At 61.2% G+C, this 25,443-nt stretch carries 21 protein-coding genes; 13 read left to right on the top strand and 8 right to left on the bottom strand.

The window, feature by feature from the left end; all coding sequences use genetic code 11:
- Positions 1–38 precede the first annotated feature (38 nt).
- The 3 genes from ABWV89_RS08460 to ABWV89_RS08450 form a co-directional block, all read right to left on the bottom strand.
- On the bottom strand, positions 39–956 hold the full coding sequence (locus ABWV89_RS08460) for a S1C family serine protease (protein WP_353395808.1): 918 nt from the start codon (positions 954–956) through the stop codon (positions 39–41).
- 158 nt (positions 957–1,114) lie between these two features.
- Positions 1,115–3,844 (bottom strand): aconitate hydratase AcnA, encoded by a 2,730-nt coding sequence (gene acnA / locus ABWV89_RS08455; RefSeq protein WP_353395807.1) that lies wholly within the window; start codon positions 3,842–3,844, stop codon positions 1,115–1,117.
- Positions 3,845–4,142: 298 nt separating this feature from the next.
- Positions 4,143–5,180, bottom strand: a complete 1,038-nt coding sequence (locus tag ABWV89_RS08450) for a TRAP transporter substrate-binding protein (protein WP_353395806.1) — start codon at positions 5,178–5,180, stop codon at positions 4,143–4,145.
- 199 nt (positions 5,181–5,379) lie between these two features.
- Here ABWV89_RS08450 and ABWV89_RS08445 point away from each other — a divergent pair, with 199 nt between their 5' ends.
- Positions 5,380–5,868, top strand: a complete 489-nt coding sequence (locus tag ABWV89_RS08445) for a MarR family winged helix-turn-helix transcriptional regulator (protein WP_353395805.1) — start codon at positions 5,380–5,382, stop codon at positions 5,866–5,868.
- Positions 5,869–5,917: 49 nt separating this feature from the next.
- Positions 5,918–7,294: a prephenate-dependent tRNA uridine(34) hydroxylase TrhP gene (gene trhP / locus ABWV89_RS08440; protein ID WP_502903175.1), complete on the top strand. Its 1,377-nt coding sequence runs from the start codon at positions 5,918–5,920 to the stop codon at positions 7,292–7,294.
- Between the two features lie 18 nt (positions 7,295–7,312).
- On the opposite strand, the gene ABWV89_RS08435 is transcribed toward trhP, so the two are convergent.
- On the bottom strand, positions 7,313–7,711 hold the full coding sequence (locus tag ABWV89_RS08435; RefSeq protein WP_353395801.1) for a hypothetical protein: 399 nt from the start codon (positions 7,709–7,711) through the stop codon (positions 7,313–7,315).
- A gap of 151 nt (positions 7,712–7,862) precedes the next feature.
- On the opposite strand from ABWV89_RS08435, the gene ABWV89_RS08430 reads away from it, so the two are divergent.
- Positions 7,863–8,699, top strand: coding sequence for an MmyB family transcriptional regulator (locus tag ABWV89_RS08430; protein WP_353395800.1), 837 nt, complete (start codon positions 7,863–7,865; stop codon positions 8,697–8,699).
- A gap of 78 nt (positions 8,700–8,777) precedes the next feature.
- Positions 8,778–9,659 carry a Rossmann-like domain-containing protein gene (locus ABWV89_RS08425; protein ID WP_353395799.1) on the top strand — a complete coding sequence of 294 codons (882 nt, stop codon included), beginning with the start codon at positions 8,778–8,780 and terminating at the stop codon, positions 9,657–9,659.
- A gap of 35 nt (positions 9,660–9,694) precedes the next feature.
- On the opposite strand, the gene ABWV89_RS08420 is transcribed toward ABWV89_RS08425, so the two are convergent.
- The 4 genes from ABWV89_RS08420 to ABWV89_RS08405 form a co-directional block, all read right to left on the bottom strand.
- Entirely contained in the window at positions 9,695–11,626 is a 1,932-nt protein-coding gene (locus tag ABWV89_RS08420; RefSeq protein ID WP_353395798.1) for a DUF3592 domain-containing protein, read from the bottom strand.
- Positions 11,627–11,873: 247 nt separating this feature from the next.
- On the bottom strand, positions 11,874–14,474 hold the full coding sequence (gene acnB / locus ABWV89_RS08415; RefSeq protein ID WP_353395797.1) for a bifunctional aconitate hydratase 2/2-methylisocitrate dehydratase: 2,601 nt from the start codon (positions 14,472–14,474) through the stop codon (positions 11,874–11,876).
- 69 nt (positions 14,475–14,543) lie between these two features.
- The gene (locus ABWV89_RS08410; RefSeq protein ID WP_353395796.1) at positions 14,544–15,548 is read right to left on the bottom strand and encodes an HpcH/HpaI aldolase/citrate lyase family protein; all 1,005 of its coding nucleotides are present in this window, start codon (positions 15,546–15,548) and stop codon (positions 14,544–14,546) included.
- Between the two features lie 63 nt (positions 15,549–15,611).
- A complete protein-coding gene (locus ABWV89_RS08405) occupies positions 15,612–16,598 on the bottom strand; it encodes a malate dehydrogenase (protein ID WP_353395795.1) in 987 nt (328 codons plus the stop codon).
- Between the two features lie 245 nt (positions 16,599–16,843).
- Between ABWV89_RS08405 and ABWV89_RS08400 the strand changes: the two genes are divergently transcribed.
- From ABWV89_RS08400 to leuC, 9 genes are all read left to right on the top strand, one after another.
- On the top strand, positions 16,844–17,662 hold the full coding sequence (locus ABWV89_RS08400) for a GntR family transcriptional regulator (protein WP_353395794.1): 819 nt from the start codon (positions 16,844–16,846) through the stop codon (positions 17,660–17,662).
- A gap of 172 nt (positions 17,663–17,834) precedes the next feature.
- Positions 17,835–18,266, top strand: coding sequence for a succinate dehydrogenase, cytochrome b556 subunit (gene sdhC / locus ABWV89_RS08395; protein WP_353395793.1), 432 nt, complete (start codon positions 17,835–17,837; stop codon positions 18,264–18,266).
- A 28-nt stretch (positions 18,267–18,294) separates the two neighbouring features.
- Positions 18,295–18,660: a succinate dehydrogenase, hydrophobic membrane anchor protein gene (gene sdhD, locus ABWV89_RS08390; RefSeq protein ID WP_353395792.1), complete on the top strand. Its 366-nt coding sequence runs from the start codon at positions 18,295–18,297 to the stop codon at positions 18,658–18,660.
- 3 nt (positions 18,661–18,663) lie between these two features.
- Positions 18,664–20,466 carry a succinate dehydrogenase flavoprotein subunit gene (gene sdhA, locus ABWV89_RS08385; RefSeq protein WP_353395790.1) on the top strand — a complete coding sequence of 601 codons (1,803 nt, stop codon included), beginning with the start codon at positions 18,664–18,666 and terminating at the stop codon, positions 20,464–20,466.
- A gap of 40 nt (positions 20,467–20,506) precedes the next feature.
- Positions 20,507–21,211 (top strand): succinate dehydrogenase iron-sulfur subunit, encoded by a 705-nt coding sequence (locus ABWV89_RS08380; protein WP_353395788.1) that lies wholly within the window; start codon positions 20,507–20,509, stop codon positions 21,209–21,211.
- Positions 21,212–21,236: 25 nt separating this feature from the next.
- Positions 21,237–21,554, top strand: coding sequence for an FAD assembly factor SdhE (locus ABWV89_RS08375; protein WP_353395787.1), 318 nt, complete (start codon positions 21,237–21,239; stop codon positions 21,552–21,554).
- A gap of 12 nt (positions 21,555–21,566) precedes the next feature.
- Positions 21,567–22,880 carry a citrate synthase gene (locus ABWV89_RS08370; RefSeq protein ID WP_353395786.1) on the top strand — a complete coding sequence of 438 codons (1,314 nt, stop codon included), beginning with the start codon at positions 21,567–21,569 and terminating at the stop codon, positions 22,878–22,880.
- Between the two features lie 127 nt (positions 22,881–23,007).
- Positions 23,008–23,994, top strand: a complete 987-nt coding sequence (locus tag ABWV89_RS08365; RefSeq protein WP_353395785.1) for a LysR family transcriptional regulator — start codon at positions 23,008–23,010, stop codon at positions 23,992–23,994.
- A gap of 26 nt (positions 23,995–24,020) precedes the next feature.
- Positions 24,021–25,442 carry a 3-isopropylmalate dehydratase large subunit gene (leuC, locus tag ABWV89_RS08360; protein WP_353395784.1) on the top strand — a complete coding sequence of 474 codons (1,422 nt, stop codon included), beginning with the start codon at positions 24,021–24,023 and terminating at the stop codon, positions 25,440–25,442.
- Position 25,443: the final 1 nt, after the last annotated feature.

Below are 25,443 nucleotides of genomic sequence, written 5' to 3'. Positions count from 1 at the left end.
CTCGGTTGACACTTTTCCTGCCGGCATGTCCCGGCGGGTCAGAAGGGCGGCAGCCCTGCCGCCGTGGCTGCCGTTTCGATGGGCACCGCAAAGCCGATGCCCACAAAGGTACGGTGTCGCGTCGGGTTGAGGATGCCCGCCACGATACCCACCACTTCTCCGTCCAGCGTCGCCAGCGGCCCGCCCGAATTTCCGGGATTGGCGGCCGCATCGAACTGGATCAGGTTCTTGATTTCGTACTTCCCTTCCGGAGAATAGAAAGAGCGCTCCAGCCCCGATACCACACCAGCAGACGCTGACGGCCCCACCCCAAACGGGAACCCTATGGCCACCACCGGCTGGCCAGCATGCAAGGCACTGGAGGCCTTCAGCACCGCTGGCGGGATGGCTTCGGGCATCACTTCGGCGCGCAACACCGCCAGATCCTGTTCTGGTCGGACCGACATGATCGTGGCCTCGCTTCGCGAACCATCTGCGAATGACACTTCAATCTTGTCGACACCGGCGACCACATGGAGGCTGGTCAGAATCATGCCCTGACGGTTGATAACGACCCCAGTTCCAACGCCACTGTCTACCAGACGCTCGTCACTCTTGCGCTCATAGGACTCCACCCTCACCACGGACGGAGCCAGCCTGTTGATGGCGCGCGCAGTGGGGGCGACCTTGTCCCGCTCCTCCAGTGCCTTGGCTATCGCCTTGTTGACCTCAGCCGTCGTCAGGCGTGGCGCCATCCATTGATTGACAGCGCTCCACTGCCACCAGGCCAGGGCGCCCAGCAGCAAAGGCAAGAACAACAGTGGCCACCACCGGCGAATGGAGCGAGGTGCAGGCGTTGGATGGTCGGGGCGCGACTTCCGGGCTGGCGCCCCACCATCGGCCGGAGCAGGCGCAGCGGCTCGCAACCTCGGCTGTCCACGAGGTGAGCGGCTGACCAACGGGGCGGGTGGACGCATGGCGAAAAGCCTCCTGCCTCAGCATGGCTGCAAAATCGGCCAGACGCACCTGCTCAGATGTCAGGTTCGACCGGTCGACGCGTCAATACATGATGCCCCGTTGTTCGCTTGAGCTCAAGTGTCAACCCAAAGGCCTCAACCCGGGCACATAGTTTCCGTCACGCAGTGCCAACGAGCTGTCGCAAGACGTAAGGCAAAATGCCGCCGGCATGGTAGTAGGCCACCTCTACCGGCGTATCAATACGAAGAGTCAGCGGCCGCTCGATGCGTTCACCATTGGCCCTGACGACAACGAGCCTGGCCTTGCCCTGTGGCACCAGGTGGTCGGGCAGCTCAATGTCAACGGTTTCATCACCCCTCAGCCCCAGCGACTGCCATGAGTCCCGGGCATCGAATTGAAGCGGCAAGACACCCATGCCCACCAGATTGGAGCGGTGGATTCGCTCAAAGCTCTTGGCAATCACGGCCTTGATGCCCAGCAGCTGCGTTCCCTTGGCCGCCCAGTCACGGCTTGAGCCGGTGCCATATTCCTCGCCGGCAAAGATGACCGACGGAAGGCCTTGCGCCATGTAGCGCGTGGCGGCGTCGAAAATCGGGAGCTTCTCACCTGTGGGCTGATACAGGGTATAGCCACCTTCTTCACGCGAGCCATCTGCCAGCGGCGGCAGCATCAGGTTCTTGATGCGCACGTTAGCAAACGTGCCGCGCATCATCACATCATGATTGCCTCGTCGGGCACCATAGCTGTTGAAGTCGGGCTTGAGCACTTTGTGCGCCTTCAGCCACTCCCCTGCCGGTGAGCTCTCCTTGATACTGCCTGCCGGAGAAATGTGGTCTGTCGTGATGGAGTCGCCAAACAGGGCCATGACCTTCGCACCTCGCACCGATGCATTGCCCCCGTCACCACCTCCCTCGACCGTGAACCCGTCAAAGAAGGGCGGCTCTGCGATATAGGTGCTCTCCGGCCAGTTGTAGGTTGTGCCTGTCACGCCTTCGATCTGCTCCCAGAGCTCGCCCGGGTCTGTCTTGACCTGGGCGTAGTTGTTGCGATAGGCCTTGCCATTCATGGCCTTCTTGATCAGCGCATGGATTTCGTCACTGCTCGGCCAGATATCGCCCAGGTAAACCGGCTTTCCGTTCTTGCCAGTGCCTACGGGCTGCGTCATCAGGTCAACCGTGATGTTGCCCGCGAGAGCATAAGCCACCACCAGCGGGGGGCTTGCCAGGAAATTCGCGCGAAGGTTGGGATGAATGCGGGCTTCAAAGTTCCGGTTGCCCGAGAGCACAGCAGCGCACACCATGTCGTTGTCGGTGATCACCTTGTTGAGCTCGGGCGTCAGGTCACCCGCGTTCCCAATGCAGGTCGTGCACCCGTATCCGGCCAGCGCAAATCCCAGCTTCTCCAGATAAGGCAGCAGGCCGGTGGAGGTCAGGTACTCGGTCACGATGCGCGAGCCCGGCGCCAACGAGGTTTTCACATGCGGCTTGACCGACAAGCCCGCTTTGACCGCCTTCTTGGCCAGCAATCCTGCCGCCAGCAGGACACTGGGGTTGGATGTATTGGTGCAACTGGTGATGGCTGCAATCAGCACATCGCCATTGCGCACTTCGATGCCATTGACTGTTTTGAACGTCTTGCCCAAATTTTCGGGCGCTTCGTTGAATCCGCTGTCGGCCATTGGCCTGGAGAACAGGTCGGCAAACGTGTCCGCCACCTTGCCAATTTCAATCCGGTCCTGGGGACGCTTCGGCCCGGCCAGGCTGGGTGCCACCTTGCCCAGATCAAGCTTGACGACACTGGTGTAATCGATGTCGCCCGCCTTGGGAATGCCGAACATGTCCTGGGCGCGGTAGTAGGCTTCAAAAGCGTCGATCTCTGCCGGCGTTCTGCCCGTGCCGCGGAAGTACTCCAGCGTCTTGTCATCCACCGGAAAGAAGCCCATGGTCGCACCATACTCGGGTGCCATGTTGGCAATCGTGGCCCGGTCAGGCAGGGAAAGCGACTCGGTCCCTTCGCCGAAGAACTCGACGAACTTGCCCACCACCTTGTGCTTGCGCAGAATCTCGGTGACCGTGAGCACCAGGTCGGTCGCTGTCACGCCTTCGCGCAATTGCCCCGTGAGCTCAAACCCCACCACATCCGGCGTCAGGAAATACACGGGCTGGCCCAGCATGGCGGCTTCCGCCTCAATGCCACCGACACCCCAGCCAACAACGCCAATGCCATTGATCATGGTGGTGTGGCTGTCCGTTCCCACCAGGGTGTCCGGGTAGTACATGCCACCTTTCATGTGCACGCCGCGCGCCAGGTATTCCAGGTTGACCTGATGGACGATACCGAAACCCGGCGGCACCACGCCAAAGGTGTCAAAGGCCTGCATACCCCATTTGACAAACTGGTAGCGCTCCAGGTTGCGCTTGAACTCCAGCTTCATGTTCAGGTCCAGCGCATCCTTGCGGCCGTAGTAGTCCACCATGACCGAGTGATCCACCACCAGGTCCACCGGCACGAGTGGCTCCACCTTGGCCGGATCAGCCCCGACACGCACCGCTGCGCTGCGCATGGCCGCCAGATCGGCCAACAATGGTACGCCGGTAAAGTCCTGCAACACCACGCGCGCGACGGTGAACGGAATTTCGCTCTTGCGCACCGCCCTGGGTTTCCAGTTGGCCAGCGCTTCCACATGGGCAGTTGTTACCTTCTCCCCATCGCAATGGCGCAGCACGCTCTCCAGCACCACACGCAAAGACACCGGAAGACGTGACACGTTGGGAAACCGCCTAGCCAGGGCCGGCAGTGAATAGAGGCGGCCAGATTTGCCAGCCCGCGTAGTGAAGGTCTTGACGATGTCGCAATAGGAATGCTTGAAGTCGCGAGACTTGGGCATGTGGAGCTCTCCTTGAGGAATCCCGCCGCCCAAAGGCGCCAGCGCACGGTGGCCGGCGGTTTGGGCAGATATTCCAGTTCATTATGGGCAGGCGTCAGATTCCGCGCTGACAGCGTGGTTTCCGAATCGACGTCAAAAGCGAGTCACACTGTCGACCGAACGACCCCAGCCTGCACCCAGGCCCGAAAAAGGCAACAAAAAAGGTCAGCCATTGCTGACTGACCAGAACGCCACGGAGCTGCTGTTGCGACCGTGCCGGGAACCTTCAGGAAGTGGTCTGCAACGACCTGTATCCCGCTTACTGGCCCTTGGGCGCGTGCTTGACCAGAAGAGCTTCAACGTCATCGATGAGCTTCTGTCCATCGATGCCTTTGCCCTTGAGCTCCTTGATCCATTCCGCGCGCACGGGTTGTGCAGCCTCGCGCCAACGCTGGGTTTCGGCGGCGTCGAGCATCACCACCTCGTTGCCTTTCTTCACTGCCAGCGCCTTGGCAGCCCGGTCACCCTCGTCCATCACCTGACCAAAACGCGCAGAGAATGCCGCGCCCGAGTTGCTGTCGACCACCTTTTTCAGATCCTCGGGCAATTTGGCATAGCTTTCCTTGTTCATGACGATGACCATGCCGGCTGTGTACAAACCCTTGTCCCCCGAGAAGTCGGTGTGGTGCTTGACCATTTCGATCACCTTCAGTGGTGGCGCCACCTCCCACGACAAAGTGGTGGCTTCCACCACCCCTTTGGACAGGGCTTCAGCAGTTTGCGGTACGGGCACTGGCACAGGTGTTGCGCCCACGCGGCTGAGCATCTGGTTGATGATGCGGGTACCACCGCGCACCTTCATACCCTTGATGTCAGCCATGGCATGGATGGGTTGGCGTGAGTGAAACACACCCGGTCCCTGAGTGAAGGTGGCCAGCAATTTCACTTCCTTGAATTCGTCTGCTGCCTGAAGGTTCGAGAATTCCCACAGCGCCTTGGACGACTGTTCTGCTGATCGACCTGCCAGAAAGGGAAGCTCAAACACATCGGACTTCACAAATCGGCCGGGCATGTAGCCCAGAATCGCCCAACTGATGTCCACCACCCCATCGCGCGCCTGATCGAATAGCTGCACTGGAGATCCGCCCATCTGCATGGCAGGAAAGATCTGGACCTTGATTCGGCCGTTCGAGTCCGCTTCCAGCTTTCGAGCCCACGGCTCGATCACTTTGGAGGGAATGGCCGCCTGGGCGGGCAGGAAGTGGTGCAAGCGCAGCGTCACTTCTTCTGCCCAGGCGTTACCCGCCGTGATAGACGAAATGGCCACGGCCAGCAGGCCGGATTTCAACAACTTCATGACATGTCTCCTGTCTCTTGTCTCTTGCCACCGGGATACCGAGCTGCAAAGGCAAGGGTTTGCGCTGGCGGAATTGGTTATGCACCATCAATATATTTGTCAACCTTGGTTGACATAATGGGGAGAACCCTACAATTTGAACTGACCTGTCACTCTGGTGATCTGCCCCAGCGACCTGCCACCCACGCCCCGAGTTGCCATGCCCACCAGCCCTCGCTACCTGCGCCACCTCCTGCTCTCCCGTTCGCAATGGATGGAAGAACGCGTGTTCGAAAAAGCTGCGCAAAACGGCTATGGCGACATCACGGCCGGAATGAGCCGGCTCTACGCCAACTTGGGCTCGGGCGCCCGATCGCTTTCCGATCTCGGACGCCGGCTGGCCATTTCGCGCCAGGCCGTCCACAAAATGGCCCAGGAAGGCATACGGCAGGGCTACGTTGAGCTGGTGGAGAGCGAGGAAGACGCCCGGGTCAAGCTCTTGCGCTTCACCGACAAAGGGCGCGCCATGGCGGCTTCGGCCACCGATACCATGACTGAGCTGGAGGCCAGAATCGCGGGGCGGATTGGCGCGAAGCGCCTGGCCCTGGTCAAAGAAGTGCTCGACATGGCCTGGACCGACGAAGAAGTGTCCAGAAAGCAACCGTCTGTCAGCCCGGAGGCCAAGAGCCCACGAAAGCCCAGGGGCTGAAGGCTCCCGGCTGCACAAGCCTGCACAGTTGCGGGACAATTGGCGGGTCATGAAATCACCCGAACTGCTCCTGCCCGCCGGCTCGCTGCACCGCATGCGCGCTGCCTACAACTTTGGCGCCGATGCCGTCTATGCCGGCCAGCCACGCTACTCGCTGCGCGCCCGCAACAACGAGTTCCGGCTGGAGCAGATTGCCGAAGGCATCAACGAGGCACATCAGCGCGGCAAGAAGTTCTTCGTCACCAGCAACCTGATCGCCCACAACGACAAGCTGCGCACCTACTTGCGCGACCTGCAGCCCGTGGTGGAGCTCAAGCCGGACGCGCTCATCATGGCCGACGCAGGCCTGATCATGATGGTGCGAGAGCAGATGGAAAAAGGCTTGTGGCCCGAGGTCCCGATTCACCTGTCGGTGCAGGCCAACACCACCAACAGCGCCGCAGTGAAGTTCTGGCACAAGCAGGGTGTCAGCCGCATCATCCTCTCGCGCGAGCTTAGCCTGGCCGAGATCGAAGCTATCCGAAACGATTGCCCCGACATCGAGCTGGAAGTCTTCGTGCACGGCGCGCTGTGCATTGCCTACTCCGGCCGCTGCCTGCTCTCAGGCTACTTCAACCGCCGCGACCCGAACCAGGGCACCTGCACCAACGCTTGCCGCTGGGAATACAAAACCCACGACGCCACCACCGACACCGACACCGGTGAAGCGGTGCCCACGCAAACGCTGGATGGGTTCAATTTCGCCCAGGAAGAAGAAAACGCTGCCGGCGAGTTCTCCACCTGCGGCGGCGGCCAGCGTCACCCTGAAGCGAACAAGGTGTGGTTGATCGAAGAAAAGGGCCGTCCCGGCGAGTTGATGCCCATCATGGAAGATGAGCACGGCACCTACATCATGAACAGCAAAGACTTGCGCGCTGTCGAGCACGTGGCCAAGCTGGCCCAGATCGGCATTGACTCGCTCAAGATCGAAGGCCGGACCAAGAGCCACTACTACGTGGCCCGCACCGCTCAGGTCTACCGCCGCGCCATCGACGACGCCGTGGCTGGCAAACCCTTCAACCCTGAGCTGCTGCTTGAGCTTGAGGGCCTCTCCAACCGCGGCTACACCGGTGGTTTGCTGGAGCGCCGCCCCAGCCAGGACTATCAGAACTACATCACCGGCAGTTCACAGGGCCAGCGTTCGCAATTTGTCGGCGAAGTCTTGCGCATCCGTGCCGACGGCTGGGCGGAAGTGGAAACGAAAAACCGCTTCTCCGTTGGCGACCGTCTGGAAGTGATCCACCCCTCGGGCAACCGCGTGGTGGAGTTGGGTGCCATGCAGAACCTCGACGGCCAGCCCATCGACGTGGCTCAGGGCAGCCCTGTCCACGTCTGGGTGCCGCTTGAGACACCCAGCGAAGGCGCCCTGCTCGCCCGCTTGCTCTAAAGTTCTGTTGCGATTGAATCAAGCCATGGAAAGGCGGGCGCTGTTGCTGGCGCCCATCCATTCCATTTCGGCCAGAACAAACACGAACACGGCCTGAGCAATCACCCAGATCACGCCAATGGCCGTGATCTCGATGGGTGCCACAAAAGCCAGCCACAGACTGGCCACCACCCAGGCAAAGTTGCCTGCGGCCAGCATCCGCACCATCCCGCCGGGCGGTACGGAGCGCAACCCCAGCAAGCCCGCCACGCTCGCCGCTGCGAACACAACGACGGCGGCCGCCACCAGCCACTCAGACGGAATACCCGTCCAGACAGACAGGGGATCCGCTGCGAGACCATGCGAGGTCGCCATGGCCAGGCCGGCCACGCTGTCGATCAGCAACACTGTGCGAAGGGTTTGGGTAGACACGTTCATGATGAGTTCTCCTGGACAAATGTGAAAAGGGAGCTTGGAATGGGAAGCCAGGCCAGTCGATGACCTTCCATTCATCGTCCAGCCCAGCGAACATCAGGTCCATGACCTCGGAGGTCATGAAGCTCGCGCCAGACCGCGCTAGCATGGCGACATGGACACCCCAAACAAGATTCGCTCATCAGCCCGCCTGGCCAGCCTGGGCGATCATCTGCGCCATTGGCGGCGGTTGCGGCGCCTGAGCCAACTCGAGCTGGCCAGCGAAGCAGACATGTCCACGCGCCACCTCAGTTGCGTTGAGACCGGTCGGGCCAATGCCAGCCGCGAACTGGTGATTCGCCTGTGTGACCGGCTCAACGTTCCGCTTCGTGAGCGCAACCGCTGGCTCACCTCGGCCGGCTACGCGCCGATGTACAAGTCACTCAGCCTCGACGACCCCAGCATGCAAGCGGCCCGAAAAGCCGTTCAGCACTTGCTCGACCGACACGAGCCCTGGCCAGCAGTGGCGTTTGACCGACACTGGAACATGGTGTTGTCCAACCGGATGGCACAGGCCTTCCTCACCGGCATCGACCCTTCGCTGCTCGACGGCCCACTCAACCTGTTGCGCATCAGCTTGCACCCCAAAGGGTTGGCCCCGCGCATCCTGAATCTGGACCAATGGCGCGAGCATTTGTTCGAACGCCTGAGACTGCAGATTCAGGCCACCGGCGACGACGGGCTGGCTGCTCTGCTCTCCGAGCTGCAAGCCTACCCAGGCTCTCCTGAGCCTGCGCCACCTGCGCTGGAGGGTGAACACCCGGGTGTGCTCATGCCTTTCCTGCTGCGAACCGAGGCAGGTCTGCTCCACCTCATCAGCACCACCACCGTATTTGGTTCGCCCACGGACATCACCTTGCAGGAACTCGCACTGGAGACATTCTTCCCCGGCGACGATGCGAGTTCCACCATGTTGCAAGCCATGGCGGCTTCATTGCCAGCCATGCCTTGACGGCCCGCAGCGCACGGAAGTCTCTGCCTGAAGCACTCTGGCGTTCGCATCTCGATGGTTTGGCACTAACATGAAGCCATGAGCCATGTCCAACCACCAGCGCGCCAGCCAGTGGCGACCGCCATACTGGAGCAGCTGCAGACCATCGCCAACCGCTTTCCGTCACCAGCTGTCCGATGCCTCCATGTGCCCAGGAGGGTGGAGGCAGCAGGTGAGCACGATGCCGAGTTCTGTGCCATCGAGCTCGAAGACGGCGCATTCGGCCTGTCGTACATTCTGCTGGGCGACACACTGGAGAACATCCTCCGTACCCATGGTGGAAAAACACCGCTGGCTGGTGCCGATGCCATGGGGCTCGCCTGTCAACTCACCAGCAGCGACCCGGTGAAACGGGCAGTGGCCCTGGCTGCGGCCAATGCACTGACGGACTCGGTTTGGCGGCGCTGTGGCTATGAGCCGCCATCCGCCGGCAATTCGCTGGGCGACATTGTTCTCGGACCGGACGATCACCTCGGCATGATCGGTTTCTTCCCTCCGCTGGTCAGGCGCATCGATGCTGTGGGTGGTCGCCTGTCGGTGGTGGAGATGAGCGAAGAGATTGTCCACCTGCAACAAGAGCGTTTCCCCAACGTCACCATCACCACCGACAGAGACGTCTTGCGCGACTGCAATGTGGTCGTCGGCACCTCCACCATGCTGCTCAACGACACACTGGACGAAATGCTCGGTGCAGCGCCCAAAGCCGGGCGGTTCGCTCTGATCGGTCCATCTGCCGGCTTATGGCCAGACGAACTGTTCGAGCGCGGCGTCACTTTGATGGGCGGCACCAGGATTGTCGACGCCAACGGTTTCCGCAATGCCATGGCCAACGGCGAGTCCTGGAGCCATGCCACCCGCAAGTTTGCAGTCGCCAGAGAAAGCTGGCCAGGTTGGCGAGGCTTGCTGGCAGGTACCCACTGAACCAGTTTTTGAAATCTGAGCCGAGCTCGCCGGCCTCAGAAAAGCCCCGTCCATTGAGATCGTGCGAGATACAGCGCGGCCAGAAATGCGGCCCACAGAATGAGGCCCCAGCCAGCACCTCGCGCAGACGCCGCATTGTCCGGCTCTGCCCCAGGCGAGAAACGCCCTTCCCGGTGGGCCTTCGCTCGCCGAATGGCTTCGCCTACGGCTTCTGCACCGGCCTTTTCAGGCAGGCCCGTCGTCAACAAGACGGGCTTTGCTCCCTCTTTCGGCCGGGCATAAAGCCCGAAATAGTTCTTCCGCGGATGCGACGCATTGCCACCCGAGGAGAACAGCAGCTTGAAGAACATGCGTTCCGCCGCCTCGGCGGGCAGTACATCCTTGCGACGCCAGACCCACGAACCTCTTCTCACCACCAATGACTGGTCGGTAACACCCAGTGCCCAGCTGCGCGTGGCTGCATGCAAAGTAAACAGCCAAACGACAGCCGCCCAGAACGCGGGCCACCGCAGGTAGAAATCCCAGGCATCAGCTTGTGCAGGCACCTGGTTCCACCAGATGACGAGCAAGGTCGCCAATGGGACCAGACTCACCAGAGCAGCAATTCGCCACGGCTTCTGCCTGAACTTCAGCACCCATTCGTCCGGCATCTCCGCTACGCTGACCTGAGGTGGCATGGAGGGCCTGCTAGCCTCTGTTGCAAACCCGGACTCACTGGCGTCCAGGGCGTGCTCCGTTCGAAAGTCAAGGTTCTCCGCAAACCGGTCTGGCTGATGGGCAACGGATGCACTGCCTTCTACCGGCACATCAAAACTCACATCCAGCGAACCATCCTGCTTCAACAACTCCAGCCGCCACTCCACCCGCTCTCCAGAGCGACGCGCTCCGAACGTCGGCGCGTCTTCTGGCAGCTCGAAGTGGGCCATCCACCGAATGCTGCCTTGCATGTCGGGAATGCCAGCGGCCTCAGCTTCCATGGTCTCCACACGCCGCTGACTGGTGCCCGATCCCGCATCATTGACTCGCCAGTGTGACAGTCGCATCTTCATCGGCTTCAGCCCGGTGGTCAATGCGGCCCCCTCCTCTTCAACCGGCGTGCTCAACGACACTTCAAACCGCTGCCCTGCCTTTGGACTGGCGGGATCGAGCAGGAAATTGGCCGCCGAATAGCGCCTGGCTTTACGTGTTTGCCGGAAGGCAAAAACCAGCAGGCCGATGCCAATGGCCACAAAACCCAGCAACATCAATCGCACCAGCCAGGGCGCACCGGTCATCCAGAAAACCGCAGCGACAGGAAAGCTCAAACCGCACCAGAACACGGCCATGATCCACGCGCCGGCAAGCTGCTTGCTCGCCGAGCTCTTCTTTGCCGATGGTTGCACCGAGCGTGCACCTGCCGCTGCCACGAGCTTTTCATCCCGCCTGGCCGCCAGCGAGAAGAAGACCCAGCCTGCACCCAGACCGACACCCGTGAACACAATTGCAAATGGCAAGTGCAATGCCATCTTGGGCCACCGGATGTCCGGATCCAGCAGTGCCTGACCCGGCGACTGCGGATCGACCCAAGCGGTGAGGCTCTGCCCTTGCGACCTGGCCCGCTCGGCACGGCTAACCCACTGCTGATGCCAGTCGCCAATATTGTCCGAGCCCATGACCGTCGCCAGACCGACGCGCCGGCTTTCATAGCTCTGCCCGTTGAAGGTGTACTGGTAGCGGATATCGGCCCGGTACACGGTGCTGTCGTCGCTTCGGCGAGACGACAGCTGACTCTCCAGGATTTGCGCCGGCACCTGATGCCACCCCTGTACAGCCACTTTGGCACGAAAGGTATCGTAGAGAGGAAGCAGGCCGCCCCATATGCCTCCCGCGCCAAACCCCAGCGCAAACACAGCGGCAAACAGCATGGCACCCAAACGGCCGCCAGCCCCCAGCTTGATCGATTTCAGGTTTCTGGAATTGCGTCTCACCGCAGCGAGCATAGCGAAGGCACACTGCTCCGCCAAGCACCCCGGACCGCAGCACCACCCAGATACCGATCAACGGGCCTCACAGCCCGGTCACCGGCCAAACGCGCCAAGCTTGAAGTCCAAGAGGTGTCGGATGTCGTGGCCACCGCCCGTGCCTGGCGTGCAGGCACGCGACACATCTCAGGGGTGCAAAAAAAACGGCCCCGTCAGGGGCCGTTTCTCATTTGCCATGAGGCTCGCGCAAGGCTCAGGCCGTCACGTCCTTGGCCGTTTCCACGTACTCTTCGATCTGGTCGAAGTTCATGTACTTGTAGATCTGGTCGGCCTTCTCAGTGATGACGCCGGTGGCTGCCAGGTACTCTTCCTTGGAAGGCAGCTTACCCAATTTGGAAGCCACTGCAGCCAGTTCGGCCGAACCCAGGAACACTTGCGTGTTCTTGCCGAGGCGGTTCGGGAAGTTGCGAGTGGAAGTCGAGATGACAGTAGCGCCCTCCCTCACCTGCGCCTGGTTACCCATGCACAGCGAGCAGCCTGGCATTTCGGTGCGGGCACCGGCCGTGCCGAAGGCGGCGTAGTGGCCTTCCTTCATCAGCTCGCTCTCGTCCATCTTGGTCGGGGGTGCCACCCACAGCTTGACCGGGATGTCACGCGCGCCACCCAGCACCGTCGCTGCCGCACGGAAGTGACCGATGTTGGTCATGCAAGAACCGATGAAGGCTTCGTCTATCTTGGTGCCGGCCACGTCGGACAGGGTCTTGGCATCGTCGGGGTCGTTCGGGCAGCAGACGATTGGCTCTTTGATGTCGGCCAGATCGATCTCGATCACAGCGGCATACTCGGCGTCGGCGTCGGCTTCCAGCAGATCTGGCTTGGCCAGCCACTCTTCCACTTTCTCGATACGGCGAGCCAGGGTCTTGGCGTCTTCGTAGCCGTCGGCGATCATGTTCTTCATCAGAACAATGTTCGACTTCAGGTACTCGACGATCGGCTCCTTGTTGAGCTTGATCGTGCAGCCGGCCGCAGAGCGCTCAGCAGATGCGTCGGACAGCTCGAACGCCTGCTCGACCTTCAGGTCTGGCAGACCTTCGATTTCCAGCACGCGACCGGAGAAGATGTTCTTCTTGCCAGCCTTGGCCACGGTCAGCAGACCGGCCTTGATCGCGTACAGCGGGATGGCATGCACCAGATCACGCAAGGTCACGCCTGGCTGCATCTTGCCCTTGAAGCGCACCAGGACAGACTCAGGCATGTCCAGTGGCATCACACCGGTGGCGGCGCCGAAGGCCACCAGACCGGAACCGGCCGGGAAGGAAATGCCGATCGGGAAACGGGTATGCGAGTCACCACCAGTACCCACGGTATCAGGCAGCAGCAGACGGTTGAGCCAGCTGTGGATCACACCGTCGCCTGGGCGCAGGGCAACACCACCACGGTTGGAGATGAAGGCAGGCAGCTCGCGGTGCATCTTGGCATCGACCGGCTTGGGATAGGCTGCGGTGTGGCAGAAAGACTGCATCACGAGGTCGGCAGAGAAGCCCAGGCAAGCCAGATCTTTCAGCTCGTCGCGGGTCATCGGGCCAGTGGTGTCCTGTGAACCGACGGTGGTCATCTTGGGCTCGCAGTAAGTGCCGGGGCGGATGCCCTGACCTTCTGGCAAACCACAAGCGCGGCCAACCATCTTCTGGGCCAGCGTGAAGCCCTTGCCGGTATCGACAGGGGCAACCGGCAGACGGAACTCGGTCGAAGCAGGCAGACCCAGTGCCTCACGTGCCTTCGCGGTGAGCGAGCGGCCGATGATCAGGTTGATACGGCCACCGGCGCGGACTTCGTCCAGCAACACCTGGCTCTTGAGTTCGAAGTCGGCAACCTTGGCACCGTTCTTCTCGATCTTGCCCTCGTAGGGGTAGATGTCGATCACGTCGCCCATCTCCAGGCTGGTGACGTCCACTTCGATCGGCAGCGCGCCGGAATCTTCCTGGGTGTTGAAGAAGATCGGAGCGATCTTGCCGCCCAGGGTCACGCCACCAAAACGCTTGTTCGGCACGAACGGGATGTCCTGACCGGTGGCCCAGATCACACTGTTCGTGGCGGACTTGCGCGAAGAACCGGTGCCCACCACGTCGCCAACATAGGCGACGGTATGGCCCTTGGCCTTGAGGTCTTCGATGAACTGCATCGGGCCGCGCTTCCCGTCTTCTTCCGGCTTGAAAGCAGCGTCAGGACGGGTGTTCTTGAGCATCGCCAGGTAGTGCATCGGGATGTCCGGACGGCTCCAGGCATCAGGTGCGGGCGACAGATCGTCGGTGTTGGTCTCGCCGGGCACCTTGAACACGGTGACAGTGATCTTCTTCTCGACTTCAGGGCGGCTGGTGAACCACTCGGCGTCGGCCCACGACTGCATGACTTCCTTGGCCTTGGCGTTGCCGGCCTTGGCTTTTTCAGCGACGTCATTGAAGAAGTCGAACATCAGCAGGGTCTTCTTCAGACCTTCAGCGGCGATATCGGCCACCTCGGCGTCTTCAAGCAACTCGATCAGGGTGTGCACGTTGTAGCCACCGACCATGGTGCCGAGCAACTCGGCAGCCTTGGCCTTGGACACCAGGCCGACTTTTTCGTCGCCATGTGCCACGGCAGCCAGGAAGCTGGCCTTGACCTTGGCCGCGTCATCCACGCCAGGTGGCACGCGGTTGGTCAGCAGGTCCATCAGGAAAGCTTCCTCGCCAGCGGGCGGGTTCTTGATGAGCTCGATCAGGTCAGACACTTGCTTGGCGTCCAGCGGCAGGGCCGGGATGCCCAGCGCTTCACGTTCGGCAACGTGGGCGCGGTAGTCAGCGAGGAAGTTGGACATGGTGTTCTCCGAGAGTTGAACGTGGGAATCGAAACTTGAAATTTTTAAATCGTTTTCGGGTCGATCGAATCAGACGCCATGCGACGGCGCATCGGCAGTGGCAAACCACTGCCTGACTGATTCAGGCAACTGCAGACCCGTGCGCCAGGCGCGCTCAATCAGTTGCCAGTAGTAGCGGTAGCTGGCCCTGTCGTGCAGACGGCCATCGTGCTGCACTGGCGCCCAATCGGCCGCCGCAGCCCGCTCAATGATGTCCACCGCCACATCGATCTCGGCCTGTGATGGCGAGAACGCAGCGATGATGGTCCGGATCTGGTCCGGGTGAATGCTCCACATGCGCGTGTAACCCAGCTCGGCCGCCGCCTTGTGCGCAGCATGCGCCAAGGCATCCTGATCCTTGAACTCTGTCACGACATTGTGCGAAGGCACTTTGCCATGCGCATGACAGGCTGCGGCGATTTCCACCTTGGCCCGCACGACAAGCGGATGACTGAACTGTCCTTTCACACCCATGCCGTCGGCCGAAATGGCGCCGCCGTGGGATGAAACGAAGTCCATCAGACCGAAGCTCAAGCTCTGTACACGTGGATGGCTCGCGATGTCGAAGACCCGATGCACAGCGCCCGATGATTCAACGAGCACGTGCAGGGGAAGCGCTGTTGCGCCGGCGGCATCCACCGACCTGACTGCCCGCTCGACATCGGCCAGCGTCTCCACCTTGGGCACCATCAGGTGCACCAGGCGATGACCAGCCTTGCCAGCAATGGTGGCCACATCGGCCTCAAAGCTGCCGTGATCCACCGGATGGACCCGGGCAGCCACACGGCTGCCTGGGGGCGCACTCAGCGCCAGCGAGGTGACCAGCTCGGCATGCTCGGCCTCGCCACCCACAGGTGCCCCGTCCTCGCAATCGAGCGTGACATCAAAAACGCAGGCGCCAAATTCTTCGGTGAACTCGGCCTGAAGCTTCAGGCTCTTGACCATCCGTGACTCGACGCCGCTGTAGTGATCGCAGACCGGCAGCGCGAAAGCACTGGCCTGAGACCCCAGTAAAACGTCGTTTGGATGTGGCATGGCTGGCTGGGTTACCAAGCGGTTACATGACGAATTCGTGTCATGCAACCGCTCTTGACGGCATCAGAGCAGGTGCTTGACGCCGTCTTGCTCGCCTTGCAGTTCGGCCAGGGTCTTGTCGATGCACTCTTGAGAGAAAGCATCGATTTCCAGACCTTCCACAACCTTGTACTCGCCGTTCTCGCAAGTGACAGGGAAACCGAACATCACGTCTTCAGGAATGCCGTACCAGCCCTTGGATGGAATGCCCATGGTGACCCACTCGCCTTTGGTGCCCAGGGCCCAGTCACGCATGTGATCGATGGCCGCGTTGGCAGCAGAGGCAGCGGAAGACAGGCCACGCGCCTCGATGATGGCGGCTCCACGCTTGCCCACGGTTGGCAGGAACACGTTCTTGTTCCATTCCTGATCGTTGATCATGTCCTTGACCGATGCACCTTCAATGGTGGCAAAGCGGTAGTCGGCATACATGGTAGGAGAGTGGTTGCCCCAGACAGCCAGCTTCTTGATGGCTGCCACTGGCTTGCCCGTCTTGGCAGCGAGTTGGGAAGCGGCGCGGTTGTGATCCAGGCGCAGCATGGCGGTGAAGTTACCGGGCTTGAGGTCCGGCGCAGACTTCATGGCGATGTAGGCATTGGTGTTGGCAGGGTTGCCAACCACCAGCACCTTGACGTCGCGGGAAGCCACAGCGTTCAGGGCCTTGCCCTGGGCCGTGAAGATCTGGGCGTTGGCGGCCAGCAGATCGGCGCGCTCCATGCCAGGTCCACGAGGGCGAGCGCCGACGAGCAGTGCGTAGTCGGTGTCCTTGAACGCCGTCATCGGATCGCTGTGGGCTTCCATGCCAGCCAGCAGAGGGAAGGCGCAGTCTTCCAACTCCATCATCACGCCTTTGAGGGCGCTCTGGGCTTTCTCATTCGGAATCTCCAGCAATTGCAGGATCACGGGCTGATCCTTGCCCAGCATCTCGCCAGAAGCAATACGGAACAGCAGGGCGTAACCAATTTGGCCAGCGGCACCAGTAACGGCAACGCGAACAGGCTTTTTGCTCATGAATGAAAACTCCAATAGAGAGGTTCTAGAAAAAAGGCGTGGGCGGGCCTTTTGGGCGTCCGCCAGCTCAAGAGTGCGCCATTATTCACACGGGGTAAACCCTGATGACGCGAACAAGTCAGCCTGCAAGTTTACTCTTGCAAGCACGCAAACGTCAATTTGTCTTATGTCTTATATAAGATATGATTGGACATTCGCCAGCGAAGCATACGACTGGCCCTGACGACGACCTGACGCGACACCACATGTCCACCAACAGCCCATCCAGCAACGATTCGGACGCCCCACGCGGGCCCGAACCGGCCACTGCCCCGCCAGACGCGGCTGGCGGGATGGGCGCGCCTGCATTCAGCCCGCTGTACCAGCAGATCAAGGCACTGATCCTGCAAAGCCTGCAGGCCGGCGAGTGGAAGCCGGGCGACATGATTCCCAGCGAATTCGACCTCGCTGCGCGTTTCAAGGTCAGCCAGGGCACCGTGCGAAAGGCCATCGACGAGCTGGCCACTGACAACCTGCTTGTCCGCCGGCAGGGCAAGGGCACGTTTGTGGCCACTCACTCCGAGCAGCACATCCAGTATCGTTTCCTGCGCCTGTTACCGGACACAGGTCAGCCGGACAGCCAGGGACCGGCTGAACGGCATATCATTGAATGCAAGCGGCTGCGCGCGCCCGCCGAAGTTGCCCGTCAGCTCAGCCTTCGCACGGGTGACCCGGTGCTGCAGGTTCGCCGGGTGCTGGCTTTCGGCGGCATTCCCACCATTCTGGAAGACCTGTGGCTGCCCGGTGTGGCGTTCAAGGGGCTCACCCAGGAAACCCTGGCCGAGGACAAGGGCCCCATGTATGCCTTGTTCGAAGCCCAGTTCGGCGTGCGCATGGTGCGCGCCACAGAAAAACTCAAGGCGGTCAGCGCTGATGACGAAATAGCAGGATTGCTGGGGGTCGAAAATGGCCACCCCCTGCTGAGTGTCGAGCGCCTGGCCTTCACTTATAACGATGTGCCCATGGAGCTGCGGCGCGGACTCTACCGTACCGACGCCCGGCATTACCACAACGAATTGAGCTGATCCGACAATTCCCCATGCCACCCACGAACCGCATTTTTTATGTCTGCAACAGCCGAGTGTCAGCCTCGGGTATGGTGCATTGCAATAGAATTTGCGGTCTTTCAGGGTGAGTTACCTGTCAGTTACAAAGCGGTTTCACCCACGTTCGATCCCCTAAGGAAGAAAGCCCACCATGTCTGATGTGACCCAGAAGCGGCCAGAGTTCCGCAACATCAACGCCCTTAAGGATTTGACCACCTACCGGCTCCCCGCCGCCGGCTGGGTCTCGATCCTGCATCGCGTCAGCGGCGCCCTGATGTTCCTGCTGCTGCCACTGATCGTCTGGCTGTTCGACACCTCCGTGTCATCTGAAATTTCCCACGAACGATTCCAGGCAGCGTTTGCTTCCGGACTGGGCTTCGTGCCCGGCTGGCTGCTCAAGCTTGTCGTGCTCGGAGTTATCTGGGCCTACCTGCACCACCTTATCGCAGGTGTGCGTCACCTGTACATGGACATGACGCACTCTGTGACCAAGGAGTTCGGCAAGTCTTCTGCCATGGTCACCCTGGTGCTGAGCATCGCCTTGACCTTGGTTCTGGGCGCCAAGCTGTTTGGCCTGTACTGACCCCAAGACCCACAAGAGGTAAATCCCCATGTCCGTCAACTACGGTTCAAAGCGCGTCGTCACCGGCGCCCACTATGGCTTGCGAGACTGGCTGGCCCAGCGCGTGACTGGCGCCCTTTTCGCCATCCTGACCATCATCGTCCTGGCCAGCGTGCTTTTCCACAAAGGCCCACTGGGCTATGAAGGCTGGGCATCCATCTTTGCCCCTCAGTGGATGAAGGCCCTGACCTTCGCCGCCTTCCTGGCCATCGCTTATCACATCTGGATCGGCATGCGCGATATCTGGATGGACTACGTCAAACCCGCAGGTATCCGCGTGGCCCTGCATGTATTCACCATCGTCTGGCTCGTGGGCTGCCTGGGCTGGGCCATTCAAGTTCTCTGGAGACTCTGATCCATGACCACCACTGCATCCCTCCCCAAGCGCAAGTTTGACGTGGTCATCGTCGGAGCTGGCGGCTCCGGCATGCGTGCATCGCTGCAACTGGCGCGCGCCGGCCTCAAGGTCGCCGTGCTCTCCAAGGTCTTCCCGACCCGCTCCCACACCGTGGCAGCCCAGGGTGGCGTCTCGGCATCGCTGGGCAACATGAGCGAAGACAACTGGGAATACCACTTCTACGACACCGTCAAGGGTTCCGACTGGCTCGGAGACCAGGACGCGATCGAATTCATGTGCCGTGAGGCGCCGAAGGTCGTCTACGACCTGGAGCACATGGGCATGCCATTTGACCGCAACCCTGACGGCACCATCTACCAGCGTCCGTTCGGCGGTCACACCGCCAACTTCGGCGAAAAGCCTGTTCAGCGCGCCTGCGCTGCCGCTGACCGCACCGGCCACGCCATGCTGCACACCCTCTACCAGGCCAACGTGTCGGCACGCACCACCTTCTTCGTGGAGTGGATGGCACTGGACCTGATCCGCGACGCCGACGGCGATGTGGTGGGCGTGACGGCGCTGGAGATGGAGACCGGCGAAACCTACGTGCTGCAAGCCAAGACGGTGCTGCTGGCCACCGGTGGCGCAGGTCGCATCTACCAGGCTTCCACCAACGCCTTCATCAACACCGGCGACGGCCTGGGCATGGCGTCCCGTGCGGGCATTGCCTTGCAGGACATGGAGTTCTGGCAGTTCCACCCGACCGGCGTGGCCGGTGCTGGCGTGCTGCTGACCGAAGGCTGCCGTGGCGAGGGTGCCATTCTCCTCAACAGCGAAGGCGAGCGCTTCATGGAGCGCTACGCACCCACGCTGAAGGATCTGGCGCCGCGTGACTTCGTCTCCCGTTGCATGGGTCAGGAAATCCTGGAAGGCCGTGGTTGCGGTCCTAACAAGGACTACATCCTGCTCAAGCTCGACCACCTGGGCGCCGAGACCATCCGCAAGCGCCTGCCTTCGGTGGAAGAAATCGGCCACAACTTCGCCAACGTCGACATCACCAAGGAGCCGATCCCTGTGGTGCCGACCATCCACTACCAGATGGGTGGCATCCCCACCAACATCCACGGTCAGGTGGTGGAACAGCGCGACGGCCAGGACGTTCCAATCAACGGCCTCTACGCTGTGGGCGAATGCTCTTGCGTATCGGTGCACGGCGCCAACCGCCTGGGCACCAACTCCCTGCTCGACCTGCTGGTCTTCGGCCGCGCCGCCGGCAATCACATTGTCGAATTCAACGACAAGAACAAGGAACACAAGGCGCTGCCCGCTGACGCCGCCGATTTCACCCTGGCTCGCCTGGCCAAGCTGGAGTCGAACGACAAGGGCGAATATGCCCAGGACGTTGCCAACGACATCCGGCAGATCATGCAGGCGCACGCCGGCGTGTTCCGCAGCCAGGAAGTCATGAACGAAGGCGTGAAGAAGATCGCCGAGATCCGCGCCCGAGTGGAGAACATCGGACTCAAGGACAAGTCCAAGGTCTTCAACACCGCGCGTGTCGAGGCGCTGGAAGTCGAGAACCTGATGGAAGCCGCCCAGGCCACCATCGAGAGCGCGGCCGCACGTACCGAGTGCCGGGGTGCTCACCTTGTTCGCGACTACGAGCATGACGAAGATCACCCGACTGCTCCACTTGGCCGCGATGACGCCAACTGGATGAAGCACACCCTCTGGTACAAGGACGGCAACCGCCTGGCCTACAAGCCCGTGCGCACCAAGCCTCTGACCGCCGAGACCGTGCCACCCAAGGTCCGCACCTTCTGATCGCTGTCCGCATCGAGAAAAAGCCCAGGAGCCCCACAAAATGGCAAAACGCACTTTCAAGATCTATCGCTACGACCCGGACAAGGATGCCAAGCCGTACATGCAGTCCGTCGAGGTCGAACTCGACGGCAGCGAGCGCATGCTGCTTGACGCCCTGATCAAGCTCAAGGCCGTCGACCCCACCATCTCGTTCCGCCGCTCTTGCCGCGAAGGTGTTTGTGGCTCTGATGCCATGAACATCAACGGCAAGAACGGTCTGGCCTGCCTGACCAACCTGAACACGCTGAAGGGCGATATCGTCCTCAAGCCGCTGCCAGGCCTGCCAGTGGTTCGCGACCTGATCGTCGACATGACGCTGTTCTTCAAGCAGTACCACAGCGTCAAGCCTTACCTGATCAACGAACAGCAAGCGCCCGAGACAGAGCGCCTGCAAAGCCCTGAAGAGCGCGAAGAGCTCAACGGCCTGTACGAGTGCATTCTGTGCGCCAGCTGCTCGACCAGCTGCCCCAGCTTCTGGTGGAACCCCGACAAGTTCGTCGGACCCGCTGGTCTGCTGCAGGCATACCGCTTCATCGCCGACAGCCGCGATGAGGCCACATCTGAGCGCCTGGACAACCTGGAAGACCCATACCGGCTCTTCCGCTGCCACACCATCATGAACTGTGTCGATGTCTGCCCCAAGGGTCTGAACCCCACCAAGGCGATCGGCAAGATCAAGGAACTCATGGTTCGTCGCGCCGTTTAAGGCTCCATACGAACCATCGTCTGCCATGCCGGAAGCCAGCACCACAAACCCCAACAGCGCAGATGCGCTGATTGGCGAGCGCGCACTGAGCAAGCTCAAGTGGCGCTGCCGGCGTGGTCTGCTCGAGAACGATTTGTTCATCGAGCGTTTCTTCGCCAGATATGAATCGAGCCTGACCGTCCGGCAGGCAGAGGCCCTCGGCGTGCTCATGGATCTGTCCGACAACGACCTTCTGGATCTGTTGCTTGGGCGCAAGGCACCTGAAGGCGATCTGGCACGTGACGAGTCCGTCACACAAGTGCTGGGTCTGCTGCGCGAGGCCCCCTCCAACGTTAGCCCCTAAAAAGGAAACTGCATGAAACTCGTAGACAACAACAAGGCTACCCTGTCGTTCTCCAACGGCAGCCCGAGCGTCGAGCTGCCGGTGTACGCCGGGTCGATCGGCCCTGACGTGATCGACATCCGCAAGCTGTACGGCCAGACCGGAATGTTCACCTACGACCCCGGCTTCCTGTCCACCGCAGCTTGCCAGTCGGCCATCACCTACATCGACGGCGACAAGGGCGAGCTGCTCTACCGTGGCTACCCCATCGAGCAACTGGCCACCCAGTGTGACTTCCTCGATACCTGCTACCTGCTGCTCAAGGGCGAACTGCCCAACGAGAAAGAGCGCGAGGACTTTCACAAGCTCGTGATCAACCACACCATGGTCAACGAGCAGATGCAGTTCTTCCTGCGCGGCTTCCGCCGCAATGCCCACCCCATGGCGGTCCTGACCGGCCTGGTGGGCGGCATGTCTGCCTTCTACCACGACAGCACCGACATCGCGAACCCCGAGCACCGCGAAATCGCGGCCATCCGACTGATTGCCAAGCTGCCCACCCTGGTGTCGATGGCATACAAGTACGGTCTGGGCCAGCCTTACATGTACCCGCGCAACGAGCTGAGCTACGCAGGCAACTTCCTGCGCATGATGTTCGGCACGCCTTGCGAAGAGTACAAGGTGAACCCGGTCATCGAAAAGGCCATGGACCGCATCTTCATCCTGCACGCTGACCACGAGCAGAACGCGTCCACGTCTACGGTCCGTTTGTGCGGTTCCTCCGGCACCAACCCGTTCGCAGCCATCTCCGCTGGTGTGGCCTGCCTGTGGGGCCCTTCGCACGGCGGCGCCAACGAGGCCTGCCTGAACATGCTCGAGCAGATCCAGGCCAGCGGTGGCGTGGCCAAGGTCGGCGAGTTCATGGAGCAGGTCAAGGACAAGAACTCCGGCGTGAAGCTGATGGGCTTTGGTCACCGCGTGTACAAGAACTACGACCCTCGCGCCAAGCTCATGCAGGAAACCTGCAACGAAGTGCTGGCCGAGCTGGGGCTGGAGAAAGATCCTCTGTTTGCCCTGGCCAAGGAGCTGGAGAAGATCGCACTGGAAGACGATTACTTCGTGCAGCGCAAGCTCTACCCGAACGTCGACTTCTACTCTGGCATCGTTCAGCGCGCGATCGGCATCCCGGTCAGCCTGTTCACCGGTATCTTTGCACTGGCCCGTACCGTTGGCTGGATTGCCCAGCTCAACGAAATGCTGGCCGACCCAGAGTACAAGATCGGCCGCCCACGCCAGCTGTTCACCGGCGCCACCCGCCGCGACGTGCCAGCCAGCTTCCAGCGCTGATCTGCTGCGTCAACAGCAACGACAGAATGGCCCGCTTCGGCGGGCTTTTCTGTTTCTGCACACACCCATCGCATTTCGCGATGGCTATGACCATAATTTAAGTAGAAAATGGAATTTCCATCGCAATATGCGATGTCATACCCCATCTGTCACCCCTATCCCTCGCTCCTACATGGTCCAGGTACTCGATCGAAGCTTTGCTCGCCGCATCGACCTCACCACGCTGCAATTGTTCATTGCCGTTTGTGAGAGAGGCAGCATTGCGCGCGCAGCGACGCAGGAATACGTCGCTGCCTCGGCCGTCAGCAAGCGGCTTTCCGAGCTTGAGGCCGCGATCGGCACGCCCTTGTTGGAGCGCCATGCCAGAGGCGTGCGTCCCACCCCGGCTGGCGAAAGTCTTTTGCACCACGCCCATGCTGTGCTCTTCAGTTTGGAGAAGATGCAGAGCGAGCTCTCCGAATACGCAGAAGGGATTCGCGGGCATGTGCGGGTGCACGCCAATATCTCAGCGATCGTCCAGTACCTGCCGGACGACCTGGGGCGCTTCGTTGACCAACACCCCACCATCAAGATCGACCTGGAAGAGCATCTCTCGGCCGAGGTCATGCGTGCCGTACAAGAAGGCGCTGCCGACCTTGGCATCTGCCACACCGGCGCGCGGGCAGCCAGCCAGAACCTGCAAGCCCGGAACTACAAAATCGACCACCTGGTTCTGGTGGTTCCGCGCCAGCATCTCCTGGCCCGACAAACCTCGATTGCTTTTGTCGACACCCTCGACTGGGACCACGTTGGCCTGGATGCCAAGAGCTCGATCTACCAAGCCATGCACAGCGCCGCCCAGGCCGCCGACCGAGCGATCCGCTTGCGCATCCGCGTGACCGGTCTGGACGCCATGTGCCGGATGATCCACAACGGCCTGGGCATTGGCCTGATGCCGCGCCGGGCATTCGAGCTGATGCACGGCGTGGGCCACCTGGCGGGGGTTGCCCTCACCGACAAATGGGCTACCCGCAGTATCGAACTGGTGGCCCGCGACTTCGAATCTCTGCCTGTGTCTGCAAAACTCCTGGTCGAACACCTGAGCCCAGTGGTCAGCGACATGACCAAGACCTAAAATTCCCCTTTCAAAGGAAAAGCCCCATGGGACGCACTCTCTACGACAAGATCTGGGACGAACACGTCGTCCACACCGAAGAAGACGGCACCGCCGTGCTCTACATCGACCGTCACCTGGTCCATGAGGTCACCAGTCCGCAGGCATTTGAAGGCCTGCGCCAGGCAAACCGCAAGGTCTGGCGCGTGAGCTCAGTCGTTGCCACGGCAGACCACAACACACCCACCACCGGCTGGGAAAAGGGCTACGACGGCATTGCCGACCCCATCAGCAAAGAGCAGATCACCACGCTGGACAGCAACATCGAGGAATTCGGTGCTGCCGCGTTCTTCCCTTTCATGTCCAAGCGTCAAGGCATCGTCCACGTGATCGGCCCTGAGAACGGCGCCACCCTGCCCGGCATGACCGTGGTTTGTGGCGACAGCCACACTTCCACCCATGGTGCCTTCGGCGCACTGGCGCATGGCATCGGCACGTCCGAAGTGGAACACGTGCTGGCCACCCAGACCTTGCTGGCCAAAAAGGCCAAGAACATGCTGATCAAAGTGGAAGGTCAGCTGCCCAAAGGTTGCGGAGCCAAGGACATCGTGCTGGCCATCATCGGCAAGATCGGCACCGCCGGCGGCACAGGCTACACCATTGAATTCGCTGGTTCGGCCATCCGAGCCCTCTCAATGGAAGGTCGCATGACGGTCTGCAACATGGCCATCGAAGGCGGTGCGCGCGCCGGCATGGTGGCCGTGGACGACAAGACCATCGACTACGTCAAGGGCAGACCTCTCGCCCCCACCGGGGTCGAGTGGGAACAGGCTGTGGCCTATTGGAAATCACTGCACTCTGACAGCGACGCGGTTTTTGACGCCGTGATCGAACTTGACGCCGCGCAGATCCAGCCGCAAGTCACCTGGGGTACCTCGCCCGAGATGGTCACTGGCGTTGACCTGCGCGTTCCCGACCCTGAAAAGGAAAAGGACAGCAACAAGCGTGGTGCCATGGAGCGAGCCTTGACCTACATGGCTCTCGAACCGGGCAAACCGATGAAGGACATCACCATCGACAAGGTGTTCATCGGGTCCTGCACCAACAGCCGGATCGAAGACATGCGCGAGGCCGCCGCTGTGGTCAAGAAGCTCGGCCAGAAGGTCTCTCGCAATGTGAAGCAGGCACTGGTGGTTCCCGGCTCAGGCCTGGTCAAGGCACAGGCCGAACAGGAAGGCCTGCACGAGATCTTCAAGGCCGCCGGCTTTGAATGGCGCGAGCCCGGATGCTCCATGTGCCTGGCCATGAATGCAGATCGGCTTGAAGCCGGCGAACGCTGCGCCTCCACCAGCAACCGCAACTTCGAAGGTCGTCAGGGCGCAGGTGGTCGCACCCACCTGGTTTCGCCCGCCATGGCAGCAGCCGCTGCCATTCATGGCCATTTCGTCGACATTCGCACCATTGCCTGAA

It is taken from the genome of Hydrogenophaga sp. 5NK40-0174 (genome assembly GCF_040372165.1).
GTDB lineage: Bacteria > Pseudomonadota > Gammaproteobacteria > Burkholderiales > Burkholderiaceae_C > Hydrogenophaga.
This window is presented reverse-complemented; position numbering and strand designations above follow the sequence as displayed.